The 24535-nt window shown below is 50.7% G+C and carries 23 protein-coding genes; 17 read left to right on the top strand and 6 right to left on the bottom strand.

Features of this window, described 5'->3' with window-relative positions; translation table 11 throughout:
- Positions 1-66: 66 nt before the first annotated feature.
- Together SH302x_RS13290 and SH302x_RS13285 are read right to left on the bottom strand one after the other, a co-directional pair.
- Entirely contained in the window at positions 67-990 is a 924-nt protein-coding gene (locus SH302x_RS13290) for a PEP-CTERM sorting domain-containing protein (RefSeq protein WP_479369166.1), read from the bottom strand.
- 612 nt (positions 991-1602) lie between these two features.
- Positions 1603-2313 (bottom strand): hypothetical protein, encoded by a 711-nt coding sequence (locus SH302x_RS13285; RefSeq protein WP_479369165.1) that lies wholly within the window; start codon positions 2311-2313, stop codon positions 1603-1605.
- A 1845-nt stretch (positions 2314-4158) separates the two neighbouring features.
- Here SH302x_RS13285 and SH302x_RS13280 point away from each other — a divergent pair.
- Together SH302x_RS13280 and SH302x_RS13275 are read left to right on the top strand one after the other, a co-directional pair.
- A complete protein-coding gene (locus SH302x_RS13280) occupies positions 4159-4410 on the top strand; it encodes a hypothetical protein (RefSeq protein WP_479369164.1) in 252 nt (83 codons plus the stop codon).
- Between the two features lie 190 nt (positions 4411-4600).
- A complete protein-coding gene (locus tag SH302x_RS13275) occupies positions 4601-4810 on the top strand; it encodes a Flp family type IVb pilin (RefSeq protein WP_479369163.1) in 210 nt (69 codons plus the stop codon).
- Positions 4811-4887: 77 nt separating this feature from the next.
- Here the strand turns inward: SH302x_RS13275 and SH302x_RS13270 are convergent, their stop codons facing one another.
- Positions 4888-7677: a trypsin-like serine protease gene (locus tag SH302x_RS13270; RefSeq protein ID WP_479369162.1), complete on the bottom strand. Its 2790-nt coding sequence runs from the start codon at positions 7675-7677 to the stop codon at positions 4888-4890.
- Between the two features lie 293 nt (positions 7678-7970).
- On the opposite strand from SH302x_RS13270, the gene SH302x_RS13265 reads away from it, so the two are divergent.
- From SH302x_RS13265 to SH302x_RS13255, 3 genes are all read left to right on the top strand, one after another.
- Positions 7971-8267 (top strand): hypothetical protein, encoded by a 297-nt coding sequence (locus SH302x_RS13265; RefSeq protein WP_479369161.1) that lies wholly within the window; start codon positions 7971-7973, stop codon positions 8265-8267.
- Positions 8268-8433: 166 nt separating this feature from the next.
- Positions 8434-8685: a hypothetical protein gene (locus tag SH302x_RS13260; RefSeq protein ID WP_479369160.1), complete on the top strand. Its 252-nt coding sequence runs from the start codon at positions 8434-8436 to the stop codon at positions 8683-8685.
- The gene (locus SH302x_RS13255) at positions 8682-9128 is read left to right on the top strand and encodes a type II toxin-antitoxin system VapC family toxin (protein ID WP_479369159.1); all 447 of its coding nucleotides are present in this window, start codon (positions 8682-8684) and stop codon (positions 9126-9128) included. The genes SH302x_RS13260 and SH302x_RS13255 overlap by 4 nt, the downstream gene beginning before the upstream one ends.
- A 15-nt stretch (positions 9129-9143) precedes the next feature.
- On the opposite strand, the gene SH302x_RS13250 is transcribed toward SH302x_RS13255, so the two are convergent.
- Entirely contained in the window at positions 9144-10541 is a 1398-nt protein-coding gene (locus SH302x_RS13250) for a replication initiator protein A (RefSeq protein WP_479369158.1), read from the bottom strand.
- 540 nt (positions 10542-11081) lie between these two features.
- Here SH302x_RS13250 and SH302x_RS13245 point away from each other — a divergent pair.
- The 5 genes from SH302x_RS13245 to SH302x_RS13225 all read left to right on the top strand — a co-directional run bounded on the left by SH302x_RS13245 (position 11082) and on the right by SH302x_RS13225 (position 15956).
- Positions 11082-11744: an AAA family ATPase gene (locus SH302x_RS13245; protein ID WP_479369157.1), complete on the top strand. Its 663-nt coding sequence runs from the start codon at positions 11082-11084 to the stop codon at positions 11742-11744.
- 31 nt (positions 11745-11775) lie between these two features.
- Positions 11776-12201, top strand: a complete 426-nt coding sequence (locus SH302x_RS13240) for a hypothetical protein (protein ID WP_479369156.1) — start codon at positions 11776-11778, stop codon at positions 12199-12201.
- Between the two features lie 136 nt (positions 12202-12337).
- The gene (locus SH302x_RS13235; RefSeq protein WP_479369155.1) at positions 12338-13474 is read left to right on the top strand and encodes a hypothetical protein; all 1137 of its coding nucleotides are present in this window, start codon (positions 12338-12340) and stop codon (positions 13472-13474) included.
- Positions 13475-13507: 33 nt separating this feature from the next.
- Positions 13508-14824 carry a hypothetical protein gene (locus tag SH302x_RS13230; RefSeq protein ID WP_479369154.1) on the top strand — a complete coding sequence of 439 codons (1317 nt, stop codon included), beginning with the start codon at positions 13508-13510 and terminating at the stop codon, positions 14822-14824.
- Positions 14825-14993: 169 nt separating this feature from the next.
- On the top strand, positions 14994-15956 hold the full coding sequence (locus SH302x_RS13225) for a serine/threonine protein kinase (RefSeq protein ID WP_479369153.1): 963 nt from the start codon (positions 14994-14996) through the stop codon (positions 15954-15956).
- Here SH302x_RS13225 and SH302x_RS13220 read toward each other — a convergent pair.
- Both SH302x_RS13220 and SH302x_RS13215 read right to left on the bottom strand, forming a co-directional pair.
- On the bottom strand, positions 15947-16945 hold the full coding sequence (locus SH302x_RS13220; protein WP_479369152.1) for a PD-(D/E)XK nuclease family protein: 999 nt from the start codon (positions 16943-16945) through the stop codon (positions 15947-15949). The two genes, SH302x_RS13225 and SH302x_RS13220, sit on opposite strands and share 10 nt — an antisense overlap.
- Positions 16946-16948: 3 nt before the next feature.
- Positions 16949-18052, bottom strand: a complete 1104-nt coding sequence (locus SH302x_RS13215) for a protein kinase domain-containing protein (RefSeq protein WP_479369151.1) — start codon at positions 18050-18052, stop codon at positions 16949-16951.
- A gap of 727 nt (positions 18053-18779) precedes the next feature.
- Here SH302x_RS13215 and SH302x_RS13210 point away from each other — a divergent pair.
- From SH302x_RS13210 to SH302x_RS13180, 7 genes are all read left to right on the top strand, one after another.
- Complete coding sequence (locus tag SH302x_RS13210; RefSeq protein WP_479369150.1) at positions 18780-19493, top strand: hypothetical protein; 714 nt, start codon at positions 18780-18782, stop codon at positions 19491-19493.
- Positions 19494-19499: 6 nt separating this feature from the next.
- Positions 19500-20486, top strand: a complete 987-nt coding sequence (locus SH302x_RS13205) for a hypothetical protein (RefSeq protein WP_479369149.1) — start codon at positions 19500-19502, stop codon at positions 20484-20486.
- Positions 20479-21930: a type IV secretory system conjugative DNA transfer family protein gene (locus SH302x_RS13200; protein ID WP_479369148.1), complete on the top strand. Its 1452-nt coding sequence runs from the start codon at positions 20479-20481 to the stop codon at positions 21928-21930. Before SH302x_RS13205 ends, SH302x_RS13200 begins: the two co-directional genes overlap by 8 nt.
- Before the next feature lie 29 nt (positions 21931-21959).
- Positions 21960-22703 (top strand): hypothetical protein, encoded by a 744-nt coding sequence (locus tag SH302x_RS13195; protein ID WP_479369147.1) that lies wholly within the window; start codon positions 21960-21962, stop codon positions 22701-22703.
- A gap of 663 nt (positions 22704-23366) precedes the next feature.
- On the top strand, positions 23367-23723 hold the full coding sequence (locus tag SH302x_RS13190; RefSeq protein ID WP_479369146.1) for a hypothetical protein: 357 nt from the start codon (positions 23367-23369) through the stop codon (positions 23721-23723).
- Between the two features lie 306 nt (positions 23724-24029).
- A complete protein-coding gene (locus SH302x_RS13185) occupies positions 24030-24275 on the top strand; it encodes a hypothetical protein (RefSeq protein WP_479369145.1) in 246 nt (81 codons plus the stop codon).
- Positions 24272-24505, top strand: a complete 234-nt coding sequence (locus SH302x_RS13180; RefSeq protein ID WP_479369144.1) for a helix-turn-helix transcriptional regulator — start codon at positions 24272-24274, stop codon at positions 24503-24505. The genes SH302x_RS13185 and SH302x_RS13180 overlap by 4 nt, the downstream gene beginning before the upstream one ends.
- The last annotated feature ends 30 nt before the right edge of the window (positions 24506-24535 follow it).

Here is a 24535-nt window from a genome sequence, read left to right as displayed (position 1 = left end):
AAGAGGCTAGTAGAAAAGGTAATTTCTAAAAACCTCTAAGTAGAGCTGGAGAATAGTCCTAAGTAACTAAACAGCTGGACATCGTTTTTTTCGCCGACACAACCCAACAATACCTGAACCCACCGTCAGCAAAATGATACTACTTGGCTCCGGAACCGCTGTTGTTCTGTTTGCATTGATCCAGTCAATATCAAGCCTTGTAGCCACAGTTGTAAATCCATATCCATGAGCATTCGCAGTTGCATTTGAAGCCGAAGTTATTCCAGCCAATTGCATCTCGCCATTGACATCTATAAACCAACCGCCACCCGAATCGCCTGGAGTGCCAAGTAAACCTAGATTGCGGAAGTTTCCACTGCCTGGGTTTCCGATAACGGATGCACCATAGTAATTTTGATCCGCTCCCGGAATGAAGTCCACTTGATTGATACGATTAATACCCGCTCTCAAATTGCCATCGGCAAATGCAGGAAATGTCACGCCAATCTGTCCGGTTAATCCAGAGCCTGTAATGTGCGCGTCCATTCCGATGGCGATACTTCCAGTGTAGAGATTGGAAGCAGCAAGGTTTAGACCATTTAGATTTACTGTGAACATCGCGTTGTCAAATCCGTTTCCAAGTCCGTTATACGAGGGATGGATCTTAATCTCATTTACGTCGAAGATTGAACCACGATCAGTTATATAGTTACTTCCCGTTACAATCCGAAAACCAGAATACATGAGAGCATCTGAACCGAACAGTTGGTGAGCACCGAGTCCAAAATCTCCATTGCCAAGATGCACACCATTACCACCATATACATATTCACCTGATGAGTTCAACCGCTCAATAAACACGGTCGATCCACCAATCACCGCCGCATAATCCAAATAGGCCTGACCGGGGGTAATCGAATGGACCAGAGCCGCATTCGCCTGAGAAATAATTCCCGGGCTAATTAAGCCAAAAGGCAAGCACGCTAACAAAAACACAAACTTCTTGAACATCTGCACACTCCGTGTAAAAAAACAATCCCAAGGCTCAAAGTCTATTTTTTCAAGATTACGGTATCTCAAAATAGACAAATGTCAAAAAACCAAAAGGTAACAAACCTTAAAGTCTAGCCTCAAGTACAGTTTTTGGCTTACAAGTTATAAGCCGTGGACCATAAGCCATGAGTCATGATAGTACACTGTTCTATATGCATGATATGACTGGACTGCTCTCGTGCGATAGGATGTTTAGTGGTGTGAGACATATAAGAGTTGGATAATTTGTGGTCGATGTTGGTTTGGCTTACTGCGTTGCTCTTGCAGGAACTGGGCTTGATACTGGAGGGCTTCCGCCCTGCCGCTTGGGATGCTTGCGGATTGGCGTGAGCAGTTCGGTGTTTCAAGTCGAGAACTGGCTGGGAGCAAGTCGCGGGAAACTAGCCTCGATTGTACTCAGGTTGGCGGGGGCTGACATCACCTTTCTTGGCACTTGTTTTGGGTAGTTACGAAATCCGATTGATGACGATGCAGAGCCAGCCGATGGCGATAAACTGGCTGGTCTCGGGGTGGAGGTAGGCGATCGCGCCGAGGATGAGAAAAACGCAAATTTGAGCATAAAACACAAACTTATTCTCCTTGCACGGCAACGGGACTTGGGTCGCTGGCATCGACTGAATCGGCGTAGACCTTCACGGGTGTCCGGCGGAGCTTTAGAACTGCGTAGGGGAGCAGTTCAAATGCCTGTCGCTGGCGGTGGTCGTTGACTCTTCGGAGCAGGTTGAGCAGTTGTCGGCGGATGGGGGCATAGCGAGCGTACGGGATGGCTGCGAACTCGCGGCTGAGCTGTTCGGGGCTGCGATGGACTGCGATGGCGTCGAAGTGGGCTTTGAGTTCCACATAGGTATCGCCGTCCATTCGTACGTGGGCATGCCATTTGACCGGGCCGCCTCCTTTGCTGGCGACTCCACTGCGACGGTAGGAGATTGCATAGCCTCCGATTCGTATGGGGATGCGTCGGCAGTCTTTGATGTTTTCCCCTTCGCCACCTTTGGCCGTGGACGCTCGTAAGGCGTGGTGGCCCTCGGTGAGCATCAGGATGAACCAGCGATCATGTCGAAGGTATTGTGCATTGGCCAACCCCTGCTTCCGTCGCCGAGACCGCTCCTTCTCGGATAGATCAATTCCGTACTTGCTGATCAGTTTCCGATCGATCGCTTCGATCGACTTGTTGGCAGGGATCTTCCCTGTCACATACCAGTAGTATCCATGGCGCAGATAGCTCGCGGCGATCAACTGGACTACTGCTTCGATTGATGTTGTTTCACAACGGTACTTCATACTCCTCCACTATTGAGTTTACTTTAGTAATCGTCATTTGCCTCGTGACAGCATCTGACAAAGTTTCGCAACTTTCGCGGAGCGAAAGGCGACGTAAAAGATGGACGTTGATTGAAGGCTCAACGTCCGAAAGCCAAAACCATGACTGGCAGGATCATTCACTCTCGATTGAAATATTCAAATCACCGGGAAGCCATACGAAGGCCTCTTACCGATGATGAATATCGAATGAATCGATCCATGCAAATTCGTTTGCGATGGCAAAGGGCGGAATTGCACTGCATTCCACAGTGTACCCTCCCAATTCATAGCACCCGAACTCAAAACCTTTCGCCGAACCCCACGGCAATTGCAAGACGCAACTGGGGTGTCCGTCGTCAGTCTGCTGTTTTCAGGTGGTCGCTTCTCCCGAAACGCTCACGTGAAACCGCCACTGCTGCCAACCAAGGGTCCGCTGCGAACACGGCTTGAAGCCAATGCTCGCAGCTTGCACGTCAAACGATTGGAGTCGCTATAAACGCTCCTCAGTCCTTTCGTCGTCACTGGCCAAGACATCACTCTTGGGTCATAGTGAACGGGTCACGACAGCCAGCCGTGCGACGGTCGATCGAGCAATCGCTCAACCATCCGTCGTCTTGCCCTTCGGCAAGACCACCGCCTTCCTCCCGGAAGCTTTCTAATCAGACCACTCTCCCTCTCTACGGCATTTTTCCACGTCGAAGCCAGGCAACTTATGATGTTTCACCAAGGCGAAACGATCATGATGCATGAGACGCGAATTAAAAACACCAAGCTGACAAGGCTTGGCACCGGAACGCTATTTCCGGCAGCCGCAGAGACTCCAGCGTTAGCCAACAAACTTCACCTCATGGGTCACGTCGTTAGAGGGTATTATCCCTCAGTCCTCTCTGGTATGTGCGGCCTTCCGGCACGCCATAGTTTCCGCTGGCCGTCAGGCCCGCGATTTCCCCTTATGAACGCAGAAGTTCAGGGTACCCATTGATCAGCATCCCGCCGACCGACCAGAGCGGTGGTGTCACAGTTTGGCACCGTCTCCCATAAGATTCACTGGCAAGCCTTCCCTCACCTATTCGGTTAGGCCTTTCATGGTTGAGCTATTCACGGCCGAATGTTTAGTTCAGTCCCCGAGCAAGTCTTGCTCGGTGTGACCTGTCACCAGGTTCACAGCTCCCCACGCCAGCACGGTTAAAGGAACTCTGGCAGAACGCCAAAGCCCACAGTCCCCGCGACAGGATTTGGCAATTCCGTTGCCTCACCTGCTTTGTTCGTTGACGGCTCAATGGTTCGGTTAAGAACGCATCAAGTGTTTCCGCCTCGCCCGTCTTCAATTGGTAATGTAAGAGATCACGTGTTGGGTTATAGGATAGAACGCAGGGATTACTCTGGGCGTTGGTCCATCTCGCATACGAAGCGAGCATGAACCGCTCAGGATTAGTCCAACGAGCCTCCTTTGAACTGGACGAGCACCTCTCGATGCAATCCAGCTCGAAGAGCAGCAGTTTGATGGCGGGTAGCGAACCTGCCTATTCCTTATCCAAGGAACCCCTTAGCCAAGCTGATGAGACTTGGTTTACCGGGGTCTGCCGCTCCAATCGTTTGACGTCAGCGTGTTTCTCTTAGCCGATCGGCGTATCGCCGCTCGGTTTACCGAAAAACTACGTTTGCAAAATGCATGACGACCGGCGATTGCTCGCCTACAGGTCGGGAATACCACAGTTTGCCGAGGAAGCCAATTCGCCATGCAATCGCAAATGCAACATCGCGGGGCGACCGGATCACAACTGGCAAAATGCAATATCGCATCTCAACAAAGGAGTGTCCGCTATGTCCGATCGTCCCATCTACTTTAGGCAAATCAATCAGATCGAAGTCGTCGTCAGGACCAAGCCAGGAGGTACGCACGACAAAGACCTGGTGATTCGTTTCGCCAAACGCACTGCCGGAGCAAAACCAGCATCATCCTTCGCGCTGTCTGATCTGAGCACGCTGTACTTATTGATTCAAGACGTCCAGCACATGTTCCAGCCTGTCTTGGTGACGAAAGATGGCGAGGACTTTGATGAGCTGTGTCTCTAAGTCTCAGGGCGATTAGGAGGAGAGGCGTATCGCGCAACTCGCCATTGGTGACAGGCCGTGGTGTTTGCGAGTTGATGGCGGTTATCTTCCCTTCTTGCCCGCAGTATTAAAACTTAACAGTAATCGCGCCACGTCTAGCTGTTGCTTGACTGGTATAAGTTTTAGCGCATTCATAAGGATTAGGTCAGCTATGGAGCTTACACAGCATAACGAACTTGACGAGAAGATAGTTTCACCGTTCAGAAATGAACGCGGGGCAACCATGGTTGAGTATGGGCTTATGGTGGCTTTGATTTTGGTTGGGAGTATTGTTTCTGTCAGAGGTATTGGGCAGCGAGTTGCAATGGGCTTCATCGTAGTCGAAGAACGACTGGCTCAAGGGACAGTTCTGCCAGAATAGAGTAAATGAGACCAGACTCTAAACCAAATAGCGAGAAGAAGAGTAACTTTCTTCCCGCTGTGTAAAATACGATTCACTCATGCTTTTTTTTTCCTGCGCCGAAGAGCGATAAGCGATGATCCAGCTGCAAACAACACGAAGGTTCCAGGTTCGGGTACGGCTGTAGTGCGACTTGCGATTGTCGTATCTATCCAGTCCCGATCAAGTAATGAATATCTTGTTCCTGCTCCAACATTAAAAGACAATCCTGCACTTGACGAAATTCCTGCTAAGTCTCCGTTTATAAAAAGGCCTCCACCGGAATCCCCTAAACGTCCACCCATTCCTAGTTCTCTATAATTATCGAATCCTGGAGGAAGGAGAAATGTTCTTGCAAATTGGGCTGCCGAAATGTCATTGATAACATTAGTACCAGCCCGCCTATCACCAGTGAAGGTTGAATTTGGATCGCCGACAAACTGTAGCCGTCCGTACCCAACGATATCCGAGTCCATTCCCGCCGTTACCGTTCCGCTGAAAATATTTGCGGGTGCAACGCCGATAAATGGGTTCTCGAAGTATAGCAAAGCAAGGTCAAATCCATTTCCAAGACTGCTGTAAGACGGATGAATGAAGATCTCGCTTGCCGTCAAACTGGCTCCTGGATTAGTCAGATAGTTCTGACCAAATCCAGCTCGGAATCCTCCGTACAAGCTCGATAAGTCATTGTCGATTGCCAAGGCTTGGTGAGCTGACATAAGGATGAAATTCGAGTGAACTAAGACCCCACTCGCGTTAAACTCAAAATTGCCGGTAGAGTTTTGATGCTCGACCCAACCAACGTTTTGATAGCCGTTGGCATACGCAATATGGTCTGCATCAAGTCCAAGTATCAAACCTGCTTTCGCTGTAGTTCCTGAACACAAAATCACGGCTGCGCAGATGGCAACACTTTTTAGAATCGATGAATACATTGGCGTCCGCTGCGGACAAGACTTCTCGAGAAGATCCGGTGTGTCGACTTGATCTTGTCGTGTCCTTCGCCTGCGGCGAAGAGCGAGCAAAGACGATCCCACAGCAAACAATACGAAGGTTCCGGGTTCGGGAACTGCGGTAGTTCTGGTTGCATTGATCCAGTCGACGTCAAGCCTTGAAGCGACAGTTGTAAATCCGTAGCCATGAGAATTTGGAGTTGCGTTTCCTGCCGAGGTTATTCCAGCCAATTGCATTTCACCATTGACATCAATAAACCAACCGCCTCCGGAGTCACCAGGCGCACCAAGAATTCCCAGTTCTCTAAATCTAGAGCCACCATTTACGACACCCGCCGAAAAATATGGGAACCCGAATGAGGGATTAAGTGCTTGGTTAATCACGTTCACACCTGCTCGTAAATTCCCATCAGCAACGGCGGGGAAAGTTACTCCAATCTGTCCTGTTATTCCAAACCCTGTTATGTGCGCCTCCATACCATTGACGATGGTGCCGGTGTAAAGATTGGCGGCCTGTACCCCTTGTAATGGAGCTGCCAAACGATAAAGCGCAAGGTCAAAGCCGTTACCAACCGCTTGGTAACTGGGATGGATTATAGTTTCAATCACGTTATGAAAAGTTCCCGAGCCATCCCTGTTATTTCTGCCAGTTCCAAACTGATAGATACCGGATGAAGTGGGGAAAAATGCTTGATGTGCTGAACCTAAAATCCAACCATCACCCAAATATATTCCTCCAGCTCTGGTATTTACACCGCCATTCATATCCAAATCTCGAAAGCTCAAAGTCGAGCCACCAATCGCCGCCGCATGATCGAGGTACGCTTGGTCGGGCGTAAACGAGTGAATAAGGGCTGCGTTCGCTTGAGGTGCTTGCAAGAACATTGCAATCACGCATACCACAATGCTTCTTAGTGATGATTGATAAAACGTCTGTTTTTCATGATGAATACTATGGCATTGCTCTGATTTGAAGCATCGGCCTTTACGTGACCTTCTCCTGCGACGCTTTGATGCTAAAGCCGCAGACGCAACGAGAAGCAAACACAAACTACTTGGCTCTGGTATCGCCGTTGCACGTGTTGCATTAATCCAGTCGACGTCTAGTTTCGTTGCAACGCCAGTAAATCCATAGCGATGAGTATTTGCGGTCGCATTGCCGGCGGACGAAATGCCAGCAAGCTGCAACTCGCCATTCACCTCGATAAACCAACCACCCCCTGAATCGCCTGGAAGGAGAAGAAACCCCAAGCTTCTGAATTGAGAGCCCCTTTCATCGACACGGGTGGAAAAATATGGATCGCCAAAGGAGGGGTTTATTGAATGTGTTATTGAATTTATCCCTCCTCGCAAATTACCATCGGCAATAGCGGGAAAGGTTACGCCAATCTGCCCGGTCAAACCAAACCCCGTTATGTGGGCATCCATTCCAGTCGCGATGGTGCCGGTGTAAAGGCTTGCCGCAGGTACGCCTTGCAAGGGAGCGGCGAGACGGAAAAGCGCTAAATCAAAGCCACGACCGAGGTCAAGGAAGTCAGGGTGAATGATGACGTCCGACACATCGATAATTGATCCACGATTGCTGAAATAGTTGTTCCCCGTTCCGATGCGGAACCCAGGGTAAATCGAGCTGCGATCAAAATCCACTGCCAATGCCTGGTGAGCCGACGCAAGCACCCAACCGCCTCCGATGTGCACACCAGTTGCATTGAAAACAAAATCACCGGACGTATTCAGTCGCTCCAAGAATACCGTCGATCCACCAATCGCCGCCGCATGATCCAAATATGCCTGATCCGGCGTAAACGAGTGGATGAGAGCGGCGTTCGCATCGGAGACTAGTAAGAACATTGCAATCACGCAGACTGCAATACTTTTTGATACTGGTCGATTCATCTTTCTCGTAGGCCATGCACGCCTTAGAAGAGTCGATGGTTGGCGACTTCCGGTTGATGATGGCTTGGTCATGATGGGCTATTCGTTACTTGGTTCAAGTGATCGCCTTTGTTACCGGACTATCCGCCGCTACCCGCGCGTCGTCCATTCTCGCTTCGGAGCGACTCCAGCCAATTCTCATTCGGCGGGGGACATTTGTCCAGACACCAGGTGGGTCGCGACCCAGCATTTGACGGGAATCAAAAACCGTGCTATTTGGTCGGCATTTATTGAACATCATCAAGGAGGTAACGATGACTGACACAAAGACCAAACCACAAGTAAAACCCGAAGTAACCATCCGCCGCGGAGCCGTGGCTGCGTCGATCTGGAAGCGGCAAGCTCCCAGCGGCTTCGAGTACTTTGACTTTTCGCTCAGCCGGGCTTGGAAGGCGAAAAGTACCGGGCGCGACGGGTACTCCCTGAACTTCTTTTGCGACAACGAAGAGCAACTCGGCGTCGTCATCAAGGAAGCGTCGAGCTGGATTGCTGCGCAGCAAGCTGCCTTGCAGGCCAGCCAAGTCGCTAGCGAGACGGGCGACGAGTTTTAGTTGCGACGAGTCGCCAAGTCAGCCGGAAGGTGTCAGAAAGCGTTTGCGATAACAACGATATGCTGGCGCTGAACGGCTGACTTTCGATTTGACGATTCACGAAGGAGCCTTTTCTGGCTGGATTCAACTTGCGTCGTAGGGTATCATTTCAAGCGGAGGACCGGTTATGAATCTAAAATTAAAACTACCGCAGCCCCTGGTGGACGCGCTGAATCATAACGCTGCAATTCGCGGTATGGACTTAGCAACGTTCGTGATAGAGACGCTTCATTCAATCGTTCCTGGTGGAAATACGGGTGCAAGGTTGTCACACGAGGAGTTTCAGTCCAAGCTCCAGAAATGGATCGACTCTCAGCCGCGAGATCTTGGTCAAATTGACGACAGCCGCGAGTCGATTTATGCCGGGCGCGGTGAATGAGGATCCTTCTGGACACCAATATCTTGCTGCGTTTGCTGAACGTTAGCCACGCCGATCACGTAGTCGTTCGACAGGCAGTAGAAAGGTTAGAGTTTACTAACTTTGACTTAGTGATCGTTCCGCAGATTCTTTATGAGTATTGGGTTGTTGTCACTCGCCCGATTTCAGCCAACGGCTTTGGCCTTTCACCTGCTGACGCGGATTCCAACCTTGATCGCGCAACTGAAATCTTTACATTGCTGCTTGATGAGCGGGGCATTTTCCCGTGCTGGAAATCACTGGTAACGAACTATTCAGTTTCTGGCAAGAACGGTCATGACGCAAGACTGGTTGCTGCCATGGTGCGGCATAACATCAACAGCATCCTCAGCTTGAATGCATCCGACTTTGCTCGCTATCCCATGATCGATGTAAGGACACCGAGTTCTGTCATCTCGTCATGAACCAAGCGTCCTGTCTTACAGACGGCACCGTTCGAAATGATCGCGGAGAATCACTTGTCGATATTGCTCAAAGAGTGGACCCTCGCGGCCTTGGTTGCGGTAGTAGCCCATGCGTTTGGTCGGTTCAGCTTGTAGTAGGGCTTCGTCTTCGAACTTTGTCTGCTCCAACTGAGAGAGTGATTGCCAATGGGTGATGAATTCATCAAATCGAGTTTGCGACGCTCGCGCAGCTAGTCGCTCCCGCTGAGTGGAGCATTCACGATCGTATTTGATTCGCTCCGTCACCGCCTTACGGCGTAGTTCAATCTGCTGGCTGCTTTCAAAGCCCTTGGGTAGTTCAATGGCCTCGGACTTCTTGATTGACTGTACCAAGAAGCCAGCACCACGCGATTGCCCCCGCAGGTTGTACCAATCGAACAATTCGATCATGGTCCGGATGGTTCGAACGGGAAAGTGGTTCGCGAGTTCTTCTGCGGTCGCTGGGCCAATCCCTCGCTTGACCAGTTGTGACTGCAACTGGCTGAGGTCGATTTCGGATCGTTGCGGACCTTGGGTGAATGAACTGCCTACAGCCTTGGTTGTGATCCGACGCCGTTCGAACCGAATAAGATAGGTTCCTCGACTCTGTTTGATAAAACGTTTTTCTGTGTTCAGCGGACGTAGCTGCCAACGGCGTTCGAGCTCCTGCAACCCTTTCAGTAGTCCACGCTTGATTTGCGATGTGTTGTACGTCGTTGGTAGCCCCATGCGGTTGACGGCGAAGTCTTTGAGGTCCATTTCAAACGAACTGCCGTGATAAAATCGTTTGTCCAGAAATCGATAAAGACGTTTTGCGAGTGGGCTTTCCAGTGACGTGTAAAGATTCCAGTCCAGCCGTTTCAGGTACCCTGCTTGGAAACTGTTGAAGATGACTTCGTTCCATGTGAACCGAGAACGTGCGAGCGAATCGGGAGATTCCGAGTCACGGCTGAAAATGGTCAATGTATCGAAGACGCCAAAATCCCGATTTACCCAACACTTATGCTGGTGATTGTAGAATGCCCGATCGGAAAAGATCGACAACCCTTTCCAGCGTCGCAGGCTGACGGAAATTCTTGCGTAGTTTGATGAGGAATCTCGCATCCGCAGCATTTTGAGGATTTCATAGCGACTGAAGGTAACGACAGGACTACGAAACTCTTGAAGCTTGGAGATTTGGATGCAGGCCAGCAGTACATCGTCATCGATGGCGGTCGGCAATCCGAAACGATCTGAGCCGGAGATGGTCAATCGCCGCGTGACGTACTTGTTTTCGTTGCGGTCGAATAGGGGCTCTTCAAAAACAACCGTCTTCTTTCCGTCTAGCCGACGTTGCGAAATGGAGGCCAGCGGGAATTCCGCGAAGTTTAATTCGTCGATACCTGAATGGCTCATTCCGGTACTATTTTTGTGCTCGGTTGCCTCCGTTTGTGATTCCTTGTTTTCTGATTTCATATCCTCCAAAAGACAACAGCCGATCATGTGGTTATTAAATTAATAAGAACAAATTACTGCGCCGAAATGATGAATGATTGCAACAGGTTGCCACGGGTAAACATGTTTCGTTAGTCGGTAATGCGAGCGGAAATGATGTTTCGATCGACGGTAAAACATGTCTCGTTTGACGGTACGATCGCAGCCCAAGCATGTTTCAAATGGCGGTACTCTCAAAAAGACAAAATGTGTTTCGTTTGACGGTATGGTTTTCATTCTTTCTTTCATTGCTTTTCTTTGTTCGATGCCAACCTGCTCACATTTGATTCGATTTGGTGTCCCGTCTCTTTTTCAAGGCTTGCCTGCCAGCTTGCTGACTGGCTTGGCGAAGAACTTGCAGGTTGCTGGCCCTGTCTACACCAAGGGTTGTCAGCGTGTCAAAGAAAAAGCTTGCGAGATGCTCACGCTTCGGGTAATTGGTCAGGGATGATAATCGCGATCGTGAATTCAAAAGGTGGTGTAGGGAAATCGACGCTGGCCGGACATCTTGCTGGCTGGCTGGCCGCGCAAGGCAAACAGGTCATTTTTGCGGATTGTGATCAGCAGCAGTCATCGTCCGAGTGGTTGCGAGAAGCGGCACCCCATATTCAGATCGTCCAGTTGGCAAACGCAGACGAGGTACTCGACGAGCTGCCTGGATTGAGACAGGAGGCGGACTACGTCATCGCCGATGGGCCGGGTTCCCAGACGGAGACCAGTCGAGCGCTTTTGATGTGGGCTGACCTCGCGATCGTGCCGGCAAAGGCAAGCATGTTTGAGGCCCGAGCGTTGCAGAAGAATACTCATTTCCTTCGGCAGGCCCAAGATATCCGCCAAGGCCCGCCGCAGGCGATTGCCGTGCTGAGCATGGTGCGGCATAGCTATCGTTTGACGCAGGATATGAAGGAGGCGGCCCAGTCGTTGAATCTGAAGTTGGCAAACACAGCCGTGTCGCTTCGTCAGGCTTACGCCGATGCACCGGGGCAGGCGAAGTTTGTCTGGGATTTGTCCTATGGGGCTCGCGACGCCGCAGATGAAATTGATCGATTGTTCCGCGAACTTTTGCCCGAGGTGGTCGAAGACGATGCGATTGCCGAAGGAAAACGCGAAGCCAACGAGTACTGATTCGAAATCAACAATCAAGGAGAGCCAGTTTATGACAGAACGAAGAACTTTGACCGCCGCAGTGAATGCGCAAATCCCCGGCGTGGATGCCGAATTTGTCCGATCGTTTGTGACACAGCGACCTGTCACAGCAAAATCGAACGCGGCCCCCACGTCCTTTGTTGAAAACCAATCGACGATTGCCCGGGAAAATGTCGCTCGGGAAAGTGTCGCTCGGGAAAGTGGTCCCACTAAGCAAACGTTGGGGACATCTGAGCGACCGCTCCCCCGCCCATCGACACGTTTTCAACGCGTCGGCCTGATTCCGGTAACGGTGCGGTTAAGGCCAGAAATCGCCGGTGCGCTCAAGCGAGCTTCCCTTGAACGCGAACTCGATGGCGAGCAGGTGTTCACACAGCAGGAGTTGGTTGAACAGGCTTTGGAACCGTGGTTATTGAGCCAGGGATATTTGACCTGATCGACCGCCCTTACTCCGTCCTACGGCAGCTTGAAACTTCGGAAATTTCTGCTTTTTTTCATCCAAAGCTGTAGCGTTCTGGTTCAAAATATAGATCTTGAGAGTTCTGCCGATTACCAAGCGACGGGGATGCGAAGTGACGACACCAACCGAAAAGAAAACAAAAAACAGATTCCACAACGCTGTTGTCGATAGTCGATTGACGCTTGTTGATCGACTTTCCTCGACACGTCTGCCGACCGGCGATCGAGACTTTGAGTCGGCAAAACTGACAAGCGAGGTACGTCCACAATTCGAATCGATTCTGAATTCGTTAGTCAGACTGCCGAACTCGAGACGATCCTTTTCTACGGTCGACGAGGTAGCAACTGCCTACGATACCGACTGGCGAGTGCTTCGAACTTGTCGGAAGGAGTGGACGCAGCTACTTCGTTCTCTTGTCCATATAGGAATCGACACGACGAACTACCGGAGGCATGGCTTCACTGACAAAGGGTTGCAAGAAGCTGCGAGAATCTGGCGGGAAGAGATTCTCGAGGGGATTGATTGGCCACGAGAAATTCGGATCCCTGGAATGCCGTTGGGTGATTTGACACCTGATGACGCCGCCCAGATGCTTGGAAAGGAAGTCTCCAAGACAATTGGGCTAATGGCGTCGTCGATGTTCACACAGCTCACCATGCTGACCGATCGTTCCGTTTGCGGTGCAATCGAATGGCTGGATCGCAATCGATGCGAGTTTAGTTATTGCACCCACGAAATTGAGGCGAAGCCCGATCGACTAAATTCCCGAACTTATTTCGAAGAAAGAGACTTCCTTGGAACTGAGTACGACGAAGAAACGGACAGCTTACGTCATACCTTTGATGGATATCGACATGTCATTCACGCTGGTACTCGGCAGAGAAAACTATTGATCCATGTTCACGAGATCAGCGATGCGATCGTTTCACATCCGCTGAACACTTCGGTGTCGGTTCCCACGCAGCAACGAGCAATTTTGAATCTGATCCCGAATTGGTTGGAGGAGCTGGTGCGGATCGTGGAAGGCAACTTGGTGCGAGTCCGATTGTGGCAAAAGGACTTTGAGCTCGAATCTTGGTCAACGCAAACTTCGTCGAGGAGCACATTGGTCGAGGAGACTCGTCCATGGGCTTTTGACCCGGCCATTGTTTTGTCAAATCGTTTTGTTCTGTCCGGCTGGTTGATCCAAGAAAGTAGGCCTGAGCACCAGCCGCCAACCATGACCAGTTTAATCGAAAAGCTGCTTTAGCTCTCACTTCAAACGTAGAATGAAAGGTTGATTGTGTCGCGTCTGTTTCAATTGCTTGATGCATTTTTGTCCTCGCACAAATCCGTCAAAGTAAGCGTCGGCTTGGCGTTGCTTTTTTTTACCTTGTGGTGGTTGTACGGGCCAAGCCAAAAAACAGAGTTGGTTAGTTCATTAGGCCCGGAGCAGCAGGTCGGTCTCGCGGATCCGTCTGTTTCAGACCTCAATAGAACGGCAGAACTCGAAGTGGTTTATCGTCCCAGCACATCGCCGAATCAGCCTGCAGGAATTCGGCAGTCCGAGCATACCGTTGTAACGCCAACACTTGCGGATGAACTTCGTAGCATTGAAACGGAATCTTTGAAAGAACGGATTGTTTTACTTGTATCCAATTTCAAGAAACTCGAAGACCGCCACGATGCATGGGTAAAACGCACCGGCGACTTGTCAGTCAATGACAGTGGACGACGCATGGTGAGCAACAAGGAAGTTTTTCCAGTTGTGATAGCATTGTTAAAGGGAGAGGTCGTCGCGGAAAGCGACCTTTTTGTACTGCGAAAACAAATCGGAGTGTTGGAAAAGCAGAAACTGAAACTGTCAGGCACAACCAATTTAGACGAAGTGAACAAGGCGGTTGAACGTTCTGATCAACGTGTGACCAACTTAAACGATGCCATCGACAAGGCCTGGCTTTCCCTTTCGAGTCTGGAAAGCCAATGCCAAACTTTATCACCGGCGGCAATGACATTGAGGGAAGCGATTGCCAAAAAAACAAACGATGAAGCGCTAGCCTGGGCAGAAAGCAAACGCAAAATGAATGAGGAAGCCGATCGAGAGTCGCGGGAGATGCAAGCCAACGCGGAAGCATCCAGATTGCAATTGGAAATGGAAAAGAAGAAGGCTGTCGCGGATGCGGAAGCGAAGCGGTTGGCAGAGGAAACTATCGCACTTCGAAAGGCGGCAGAACAAAAGGCAGAACGCGCTCGACTTGAAGCTGAGTTCAATCGTGATCTACCCCAAATCAAACACTATCTTTCGCCTTTGTTTGTGGACGGCTATACGCAGCCCAAGGCTGTCGACAACTCAGTGCAAGGCACGGTGAAGGGGCCGATGTCTTTAGCTGCCATCAAGTCGTACGGTGCGTTGAATCAGCCGAATGGTTCAGAAGGTGGATTCGTGAAACTTCTCTGGTTGTTTAACGATAAGAGCAATGATCGCCAAACTCGTGGCCCCTATCCACACTACTTCGGTGGAGCACTCAACCCCGGCGAGGTCGAAGCCATCCGGCCCGCCTACATGCTTTTGCAAAAGTATCAAAGCCTTCTGGTTGAAAAAGGCTATTTGGCACCTTAACGTCGGAAAGAAAGCGGCATGTCGATTGGCACGTCCAGCCTGGGTACTACCTGCCGGTGGTCATGCCAGTGCCGTACCGCAATGAGTAGGTTTTTTACTGGTCAATGTGTCTTGTCGCTTGCCTGATTGTTTGTTGTAGGAACACGCCTCACACCTTGGATCGCGATCAATGCGCCCATCAGCCCGAAAAGCGACGTTTACAACGCTCCGCGTTCGGGGCCAGACGTACCAAGTCCTGGAACGCCTATCGTCGCCTCAACGAGGTCGCTGGAAAGTCCGCCATCGAGATCCGATTCCGCACGGTACGACCTACACAGCGATCATCCTGCCAGCTTCTTCAGAGGCCGACCAGTTTCGTAAATCAATCGCACGGATACCAAGGAACCATCACGGTCTTCCCACACTCCATGCGTGGGAGTCTGATTCTCAAACTATGTCCATGCTCGTTTCCTGGTGCGAAGGAATCGACTTGGCGTCGTACTGCAAACGGTTCAAGAAGAATGGCGTATGGCCGATTGGAGTGTGGGAAGCGGTACGGCGAGGTAAAGATTTAGCGTTCACTTTATCCGACCTTCACACGCATGCGGGTGTGATTCATGGCGATATCAAGCCAGCGAATCTGATTATTCCGAGCAAACCGGGTGGCATTTGGTTGACCGACTTTGGCAGTGGATGGCAGGTCGAGTGTACAGCCAACCGTGAATTTGGTGACGGTTACAATTCGGTCTATGCAAGTCCAGAAGTTTCGCTCGAACGATCAAAAATCGACGCACGCTCCGATCAGTTTTCGGCAGCGGTGGTTCTGTTCGAAATGTTGACGGGGCAAGTGCCTTATGAAACATACGGTGGTAAAGCTGGACATCCAGGATTTGAGTCCGTCGCTAAAGCATATCAGCCACCAAGTGACCTTATCGTTGGAGCGGAAACGATTCCTCGCGGTATCATGCGTCAACTCGACCAGATTGTGACGAAAGCGCTCCAGTTGAATCCAGAAGCGAGATTTTCAACGACCAGAGAATTTGCCCACGCCTTGAATTGCGTTTGGCATGATTTGCAGTCGAAAGCTGACCATCACACCAAACACTTCACGGCCACACAAACGCTGCTTCGTTGGATGTTCGGTCACCAATAGTTGTGCATTGGTTTCCACTCAAATTCATCGCCGCAATCGCTGTGGACTTTTACATCCCCATGCCCGTTTTCGACGCGGGCACCGATGGGGCCGGTGCGATACATTGTCTCCGATTCGCCTGTCACATAGGGACGTGGTTTACCGAAACGGCAATTCTCGCAGGGAGAGGCGACCGGAATTTTGAGTTGAATGTTACGCTCATCGTCTTGAAGAACCTTGCGAAATCTTTCGAGGGTGACGAGTGCCTCGGATCTCAGTGCAACACCAATCGGAATCGCATAGCCTTTCTTGGTTTCCATATCCACAATCACGCCCCACTCCGACGTTGCTCGTTGTTCTGTTTCCAGCAAGTGTGAATACGCTGCCAACCGTATCCGATGGGAGTCCCGTACGATCAGTTTTTCGGTGTTTGAATTGATCACCGGAATCCTGACGCCGTCATTGTTACTGAGAACTCGCCAAGGCTTGCCGTTCAAGTAAAGGTCCGGATCTTTGAGGGCTGCACCGGGCCTGATCGCATCGAAGCCAGCCTTACGTAACCCCCACCATGTGATCTCGACCGGTTGCGTTGCGTTGGGATCGAGCGGCGTGACTGGCTTGTTTTTATATCTTGCTAGTTCGGCAAGAATTTGGATGACTAAGATCGTGTCATTGTACGCCTTGATGGCGATCGGCAGCATCGCGGCCAAGAGGATTATCGACAGCAGGAGAAAACCTGTCCGCGAAAGAACCGCAACAATCAAAAACCAAACAAGAATTACACCCCAATAGCAAAGCAGCGTTGGAAAAATCTGCTCGAATTTCTCTCGTAATCCAATGTCGCAGAATTCGGGTAGGTAGCTCAGATTGGCGATGCGAGGTTCTTCTTCGTTTCCGTCCTCATTCGTTCCTTGCTTCTTGAACGCGATGACGCCGGCTCGCTGACAAAAAACGAAACTACCGAGGGAGCTGACATCGATTGGCGGTAATGCTTGACTCTCCGCAACCATTCTCTAGACCTTCCATTGATTCCAGGTTTCAAGCACTTTTGCAGCGGTTGTTGGCCGATCGAAATATCGTTTTTCCAAACACTTCAGAATCAGATTGCTGATGGCGTCCGCTCCCACGACTGTTCGAAGTTTTTCCGCGTCAATTCTCGGTTTGCCGGTCAACAATTCGCCAACGATCACCGCCCAGCTAAACAGGTCGCTCTGTACTTTTGGATCGTCGTCAGAGACTTCCGGGGCTCGATAGTGCGTCTCGTACCTCCATTTACCTGAAACCGAGATGTCGCTGCTGAGCAGCTTTGCCAATTCGAAGTCACTGATGACACAACGATGAGAATTGTCCACGACTAGAACTCGTTCGGGTGCGAGTTCTCGAACGATGATTCCCTGTTGGTGCAATGCCGACAAACCAAGAAGCAAATCCGCCGCAATCTCTTTGATGGCAATTTTGGAAAAGGCGACTTGCGAATCGATTAGCGTTGAAAGTGGTGTGGAGTTGATCCATTCATCAAGAACCCACCATGCAGTGTCGGTGGCCATCGGACGGATATCGAGATGAATAGGTATCTGCGCGACCTTGGGCATCAACGAGCATACAGATGCGTGCCGGGTGAGTCTGGCAACAAGTTCGGGGATTTGTCGCTCCGTGACATGGAGCAAATCATAAAACTTACCACGGCAAAAACGATTGTCGATGAATTTGCTCTCAAGCTTGGCGACTTGATAGGAAACACCGTTGGCGGCCATGAGCCGTGGCGTTTCAACTGACTTGACGGTCCATCCGTTGGGTGGCTTCAGGTCGTGTGCTTGCTCCGTCAATTCCTGACGTGTTGGCTGACGAAGAACTTCATCTTCGCGAATTGACAATGCACGGCAAACACTCTCACGCACGTGTTGTCCGGCTTCACCGGTTTGAAGCAGCCTGACAATACTCGTTCGACCGAGATCGGCTTTCATGGCCAACTGAGTCTGATTCAGATTGAGTGCATTCATGCGTGCCAGAAGCTTTTCGCGGTCCATCACGGGACCAACGCTCTGTTCTTGGGCAGCCTGGTAAGCAGAAATGGAGCGCTGATTTGGTTCACCTCGCTTATTTTTGGAGCGCGCCATAAGCCTATCCTTCTACAAGTGTTGCTGGGAATGGCGTGTCTTGCTCTGCCTAGCTTTCAACACGCCCATAGCATTTTAGTCGAAGTTGATCAGTAGTTGAAAAGAATGTTAACAGCCCTACGCAAGTTTCCCGACCTCCCATTACTGTTTGCACTGACACACTGTGTTCGGGCCTTCACCACTGAGCAAATTTTCGCCGAGTTTTTCACCGGTGATGATCAAAAAAGAAAAGAAACGCAATTAGTCGATTACGTTCAACGGGACATATTGACTTCGAAGTCCGTTCTAGTTCGACAATTGCCAATCCCGACCCAACCGTTGTTTGCTTGGTCGACGGGCGAAAACGCTCCTGATTTTGACAAGTTGGTTGCAACGGTTAGGAGCCGCTGGTCCAAAGTGCCGACGAAACGCGCACGGATTTACATGCGCGGCCCCGTGGCCACCAAGTTACTTGGTGGCGTTGCGGGGTGTGCCCTCAAACGGCCACTTCATGCTTCGCACGACATCGGAGTGGCCGCTGTTTATTTGGCAATAAGACGAACCCGTCCGGAAATCGCAAAATTCTGGTACGGCGAAGACTTGACGACCGGAATGCTGCGCCAGATCCCGGATGCTCTGTATATCAATGAACAAGGGAAGACTGCGCTTGCGATTGAATTCTGCGGATTGTACTCGGCGAAGAGGTTCCAGAAGTTTCATAGATTTTGCATTTCAATGGAGCTACCGTATGAACTCTGGTAATCGGTCCAGTCTATGCAAGCTTCGCCAAGAGCTAGGCGCCCGCAATCGTCGCATCATTGAAGACGTCATTCGTTTTCGATTGATGACCAACGAATCGATTCATCGGCTCCATTTGTCGAACGCCAAAATTAATGCAACCACTAAGGTTACGTCGCGACTGGTCAAGCAGGGATGGCTCGTTGCTTATCACTACACGGCATCGACACAGTATTTCATGCCGGGGGCCAAGACGATTCGGACATTCGGTCTTCCAGCGAGCCGTTCACGAGTGCTCGGTCCTCAGGCGCTCGCGACCTACTTGACAATCATCGAGTATGTGATGCTAGTTCCGGATCGTCTGCGAATTCTGACGGACGCTGAGCTTATCACGTTGCTCACTGATGATTCCAAGCAATATCGATCGCTCACCCACGCGGTCGAGCAAGTACCGGTTGACGGTTCCATCAAGATCATCCGAGTGGACTTGGGCGGGTCACCAACGCATATCGCTGAGAAATTGAACGCCGACATTAAAAAACGCATTTCCCACCTTTGGTACGCCAGCTTGCTGGCCCATCGCAAATTGATCTTTGTCGTTTTGACGCCTAGCCCGAGCAAGAAGACGGCCATTGAGACCGCGATTCGAAAGCGGGTTTGGCCAAGCGGCATCAGGTTCAGTGTCCATGTAACTCCGATCTTGTGCACCCTTGTAGGAATCTAATCAGCGATGGCTATTGACCCAATCAAAGTTGACAACCCTTTGGATCGGGATGCGGTTCCCAAAGAACGTATGCCGATCGAATTCCCAGCCCGCTTCCAGTTTGACGTGGTTGTCTTTCTGTCGGCATTGTTGTCTTCCCTTGCTGTGGCGGGTGCAATCTACTTTATGGCGTTTCACGCCCCTCGCTTTTCCCCGACGGTGGGATCGTGGTTGAACGACTCAGCCCGCATCGCACACCTCGCTTTCATCCTGTCCGTCCTGACGCGGTGGGCAACTAAGAGTGGGTACGCGTACTGGATGGCATTGATCAGTGCCCTGTTTTCATTCGCATCAACCGCCTGTGTGATTGGACTGGGAAATGAGGGGGCAGTCGTGTTCTGTACCTTCACCATGACTTCGTCGATCTGGATCATGGTCGAAATTGGAAGCCATTATCAAAGTATCGATTGCTGTATTTTGCGAGCTGATCCCAAGTTGGCCGAACGCCGACGAAATCGAAGTGGCGGACAGATTGAGATCTTGGCAGCGCTGATCGGAATTGGAATTTGCATTTCACTGTGGTCACCGATTCGTCTAATGATGGCACCGGTCATCATCGTAGCAGCAATGCTGGTCGCGTTCGTGCGGTCTTCAAAGGTCGCAAAGTACCCGATTCAATTTCTATTGCTGACATGCGAGCACTACTTTGCATATCCAAATAACAGCACACTGGCCCCCGGACTGATTCGTAGCTGCGCCCCAGACGCGATACTACGGACCATCCCGATGGCCGTGTACGTGGTTGTGGTCACAGCTCTCCCGTTGGCGATTCCTGTGGAAGGAAACGCGGTGACCAACATGTTTGTTTGGGGAGCGATTGGTTGCGGATTGGGCGCGTCACTACTCGTGCTGGCAGCTTCGTTCACCGCGTGGACGGTCCACTTCAATGACAGCCGTGCACCGTTTGATGTGATCGTCAAACAACTGCGTGGAGTGGAGGACGCTGATGAGTAAAAAGTATTACTACTGGGGCCGAGTCGAAGCCGATGGTTCACCGGTGATCATTTCGCGAGAGCTGTTCTGGGAACACGCACACATCTTGGGCAATTCAGGTAGCGGAAAATCGTCGATGCGACTGGCTCCACTGATCGAGCAAACGATCGGATTCGGCGACACGAGCCTTGTGTTCATCGACTTGAAAGCGGACAAGCACGAAAACCTAGCGGCTTGTTTTGCTTCACAGAAGGAACTGAAAGAACGAACTGGCAGAGAGATTCCAATTCGGGTGTTCACCATTGAAATGGGAAAGCCGTCTCACGTCTTCAATCCGTTTCATACAGCCGGGATTGAGAATTTGAGTCAAACGGATAGGGTCAACCTAATCACGGAACCGCTGAGCCTCTTCTACGGAGTCGACTACGCTCGCGGACATTTTTCGGCTAAGAATACGGCAATCGTTCGAGAGATTCTCGCATCAAATCCATCGATACGATCTTTCCATGAACTGTATTCGACGCTTGTGGAGCTTGCTGCGAATCCGACAACCTATATCGGCTCGCAACCTCGCAACGATTACATCGGGGTTGCTGAAACCATTTTGGCGTTAGCGACTTGTAGCGTCATCAATGTAACCGGTACCACTCCCGTTGATTCCGAAGTGCTCGATTGTCAGATCGATTTGGCGGCAGCATTCCAGACGCCAGCGATCTATTACTTCCATTTACCTACGGTCACCTCACCCTTCGTGGCCCAAACGATAGGTCGCTTGGTTGTCAAGTATCTCCTGATCGCGGCAAAGAGCCAGCCGCGAAAGAATCGCGTCCAGGTCGTCATTGACGAGTTTCAGCGGATGATTGCTGACAACCTCGAAGTTGTGATGCAGCAGGCTCGCGGCTTTGACATCGGACTGGTCATCGCGAACCAAAGTCTTGGAGACCTGAAGGCATGCGGACCCGTGTTGCTCAATGCCATCGAGGGCAATTGTGCCATTCGACAGTGGTTATCTGTCACCGCCGCTGAGGACCTGGATTATCTCGCAAAACTTTTCGGTACCCACAAGGAAATGGTCTCATCCGAAACCACAAACTCAAATGGCAAGTCCATAACAACCACCGTCCGTGATGCCCCGAGAATTACCACGACCGACCTGCATCGGGTATCGAGCAATCCGTTCTTGAGTGTGACCAAGATCAACGGTGAACGAAACGGCTACGCACAGTATCGAGGTGCGCCGTTTGTCGTTCGAAACTCCTTTCACATCACTGCTGAGGAGTATGAAAGGCGACTGGCTTTTTCATGGCCGAGTGATCTACCAGGCATGGTCGAGGTAAGCGAGTTACCACTGCCGTCAATGCCGGTTCAGGCAGACCGAAAAAGACGCGGGTCCACTCCGCAGTCCGCCCGTGTTTCAAAATCAGACCCAACTGATCAAAAACCCTTTGATGACATATTTGGTTAGCACAACGCGAAACAGCACTGAGGAATGACATGGCGAATGATTTGACTATTGATCCCCTGACTGATGCGTCGATCAGCGAACGTTTGGGCTCGTTCACCGAAACGGAGCGAGAGCTCATCGAGCTTTTGGTTCGTTACGGAATGATCACCAAATCGACCTGGCAGTCGATTTGCGATGATCCTTTGTCAGTTGCCCAGTACTCGCGGGCGATGTGGTCATTAACAAGAAGCAGATGGGTGACGGCAAAACCATTGCATGCTGGGAAAATGTGCTTCATTCTTTCTGGCAGCATGGTGACCAGATTGGGTCTGCCAGCGGAAAGGGCAAAGCCGATGGTGCATGCGACTTTGTTTCGCGACTATGCCCGATTGCTGTACTGCACAAAATACGAATCGGCTGCATATCGCCTCAACAAGATGCAAGTCGAAAGGCTGATCGAAGGAACCTCTGAAGGGATTCCTCTTGGATTCTGGGGTAACGATCGACAGTCGTCTCAATTCGCTTTCATGCGGATCGATCAACACAGGTTTGGTTCCGCAAATCACGCTGCTCAAGCGATACGGAAAGACGTCCATCGACTCATTCGTTTTGACGCCATCTGCAAGAGGATCAAGCAAAAGCAGTTTGAATGGAACTTCGTGACCGCCACCAAGTCGAGGGCGGAAGCCGTACTGAAGGCCTTCCGGCACTATGAAGTCGGGAAGGCGCCTGTTCGCTCCGTCGTTATGGACGAGTTGGTTCCGCTACTCAAACGCGAGGAGATCAAGGACTAACTGAAACGCATTTTTTAGTAGAAGCCAAGGCTTTTACACCCAATCGTTCCCTGCCAAGGAACTGAATAAACAAATGGCAAGCGTGACTTTGTATCACCCCATGACAGCATGTGTTGTCATGTTTGGATCGGATCCAAATGAATGTATGACGAGAGGCAAAACAGAGAGCGAACCGTGGACATAATCGAAAGCGATTGTGTCCGTCGTTTGGACTCAAAGCGATTCTTATGGATTGCTGCTGAAGTCATACGAGTCTTAGGTTGAACTAGGTTTTAGATGTAGAAATCGCATCTTGAGAATGAGTCTTGAGCTGCGGATAACAACAAACAAACGGAGAAATATGGAAGAAGAAAAGAAGAACCAACCTGTACACGAAATAAGACTCGGTAGTATTCGCGCGTCGATCTGGGGCAACTGCTCAAAAAGCGGTGGCACTTGGTTTAGCGTGACGACAAGCCGTGCCTACAAGGATGGAGTCGGTGTCTGGAATGACAGTAGATCATTTCGCGACTACGACCTTCCAACCTTGGGAAGTGTTTTGGAAATGGCTCAAGCTTGGATCAGGAATCAACCAGATTCTGTGATTCATGAGTCGGTTCCGATGCACGCAATGAATGAGAGTGGAAGTACGAAGAGTGAACGCAAGAACAAAAGGAGGACCAAATGATCTCGTTGGTTGATCCTGCTGCACGCGTTCAAACGGGTGCTTTACATTCGACCCCTGCTGTGTTGAGACGAGTTGATCCAGGTGACGTTTATGAAGCTATCAAGCGGCATCAGCGTGGTGACTGGGGAAATGTTAGCGACAGTGAGGCCATCAAGAACGAAAACGCTTTGCTTCAAGGGGGCAGGATTACGTCTGCTTACCAAAGCAAGAACGGCGTTCGATTTTGGGTGACCACTGAAGCCGACCGTTCCAAGACAACCGTGTTGTTACCCCGCGACAATCGGGATAACAACCAACCTAAGGTTACGTTCCTAAAACCTATGCAAGGATTCTACAGAAGGTTATTCCGGTAAGGATTTCTTCTGAAGGTTTTTCAGGGGACATGGTTTCAAAAGCAGGTTTTGGCGAGGGGGCCGGTCGATGGCCTCCCCGCCGGTTTTTAATCGAGACTCTGACGAGGTTCTTTCATGAGTTGCAATTGACGGGTGACCGTCTTGCTTCTCGTGGAGGAGTCTTAGCATGGGTCCCGTACTTAGCGCAAGCGAAAGTTTTGGGGAGTCTGGCGATGAGCTTCGTTGTTCATCGTTGGACTCCCCGTTTTTTGAGTTTTTTAAGGGCAATTCATACAACACCCAGTCATTAGCAAAGGAAATGAAATCATGAGCCGTCCCCCAGCCCAAGTCATACGTATGGGCTACATCAAAGCGTCGATCTGGAGAAACGAATCCAAGGTTGGCCTGCGTCACTCAGTAACGGTGTGTCGACTGTTCAAAAACGGTGACATTTGGCAGGAGTCAACTCGTTTCGGACGAGATGATTTACCGCTTGTGAGTAAAGTACTTGACCTAGCGCATGAATGGATATTTTTCCAAGGCAGGGATGACGATGGGAGTGATCCGCAATGAATAAAGCAGCAAGTATTGTCGCACCCGCTACCGGTGAAATGCCTGAAGCGGAATTGATTAGCGCTCGCGAACTCGCTCGGTTGCTGACCATTTCAGAACGAACTCTTTACCGTCTAAAGAGTACTGGCGAGCTTCCTAAGCCAGTGATGCTTGGTGGAAGTGTTCGTTGGAGGCTTGTTGAAGTCCGAGAATGGATTGCCAGGGGTTGCCCCCGACCACTCGAAAGCTAATTATGGCAATGAAAGTCTACTTCTGTTTAG

It is taken from the genome of Njordella calcicola, assembly GCF_056494125.1.
The sequence above is the reverse complement of the archived record's forward strand: the minus strand, read 5'-3'. Positions and strand labels throughout refer to the sequence as shown.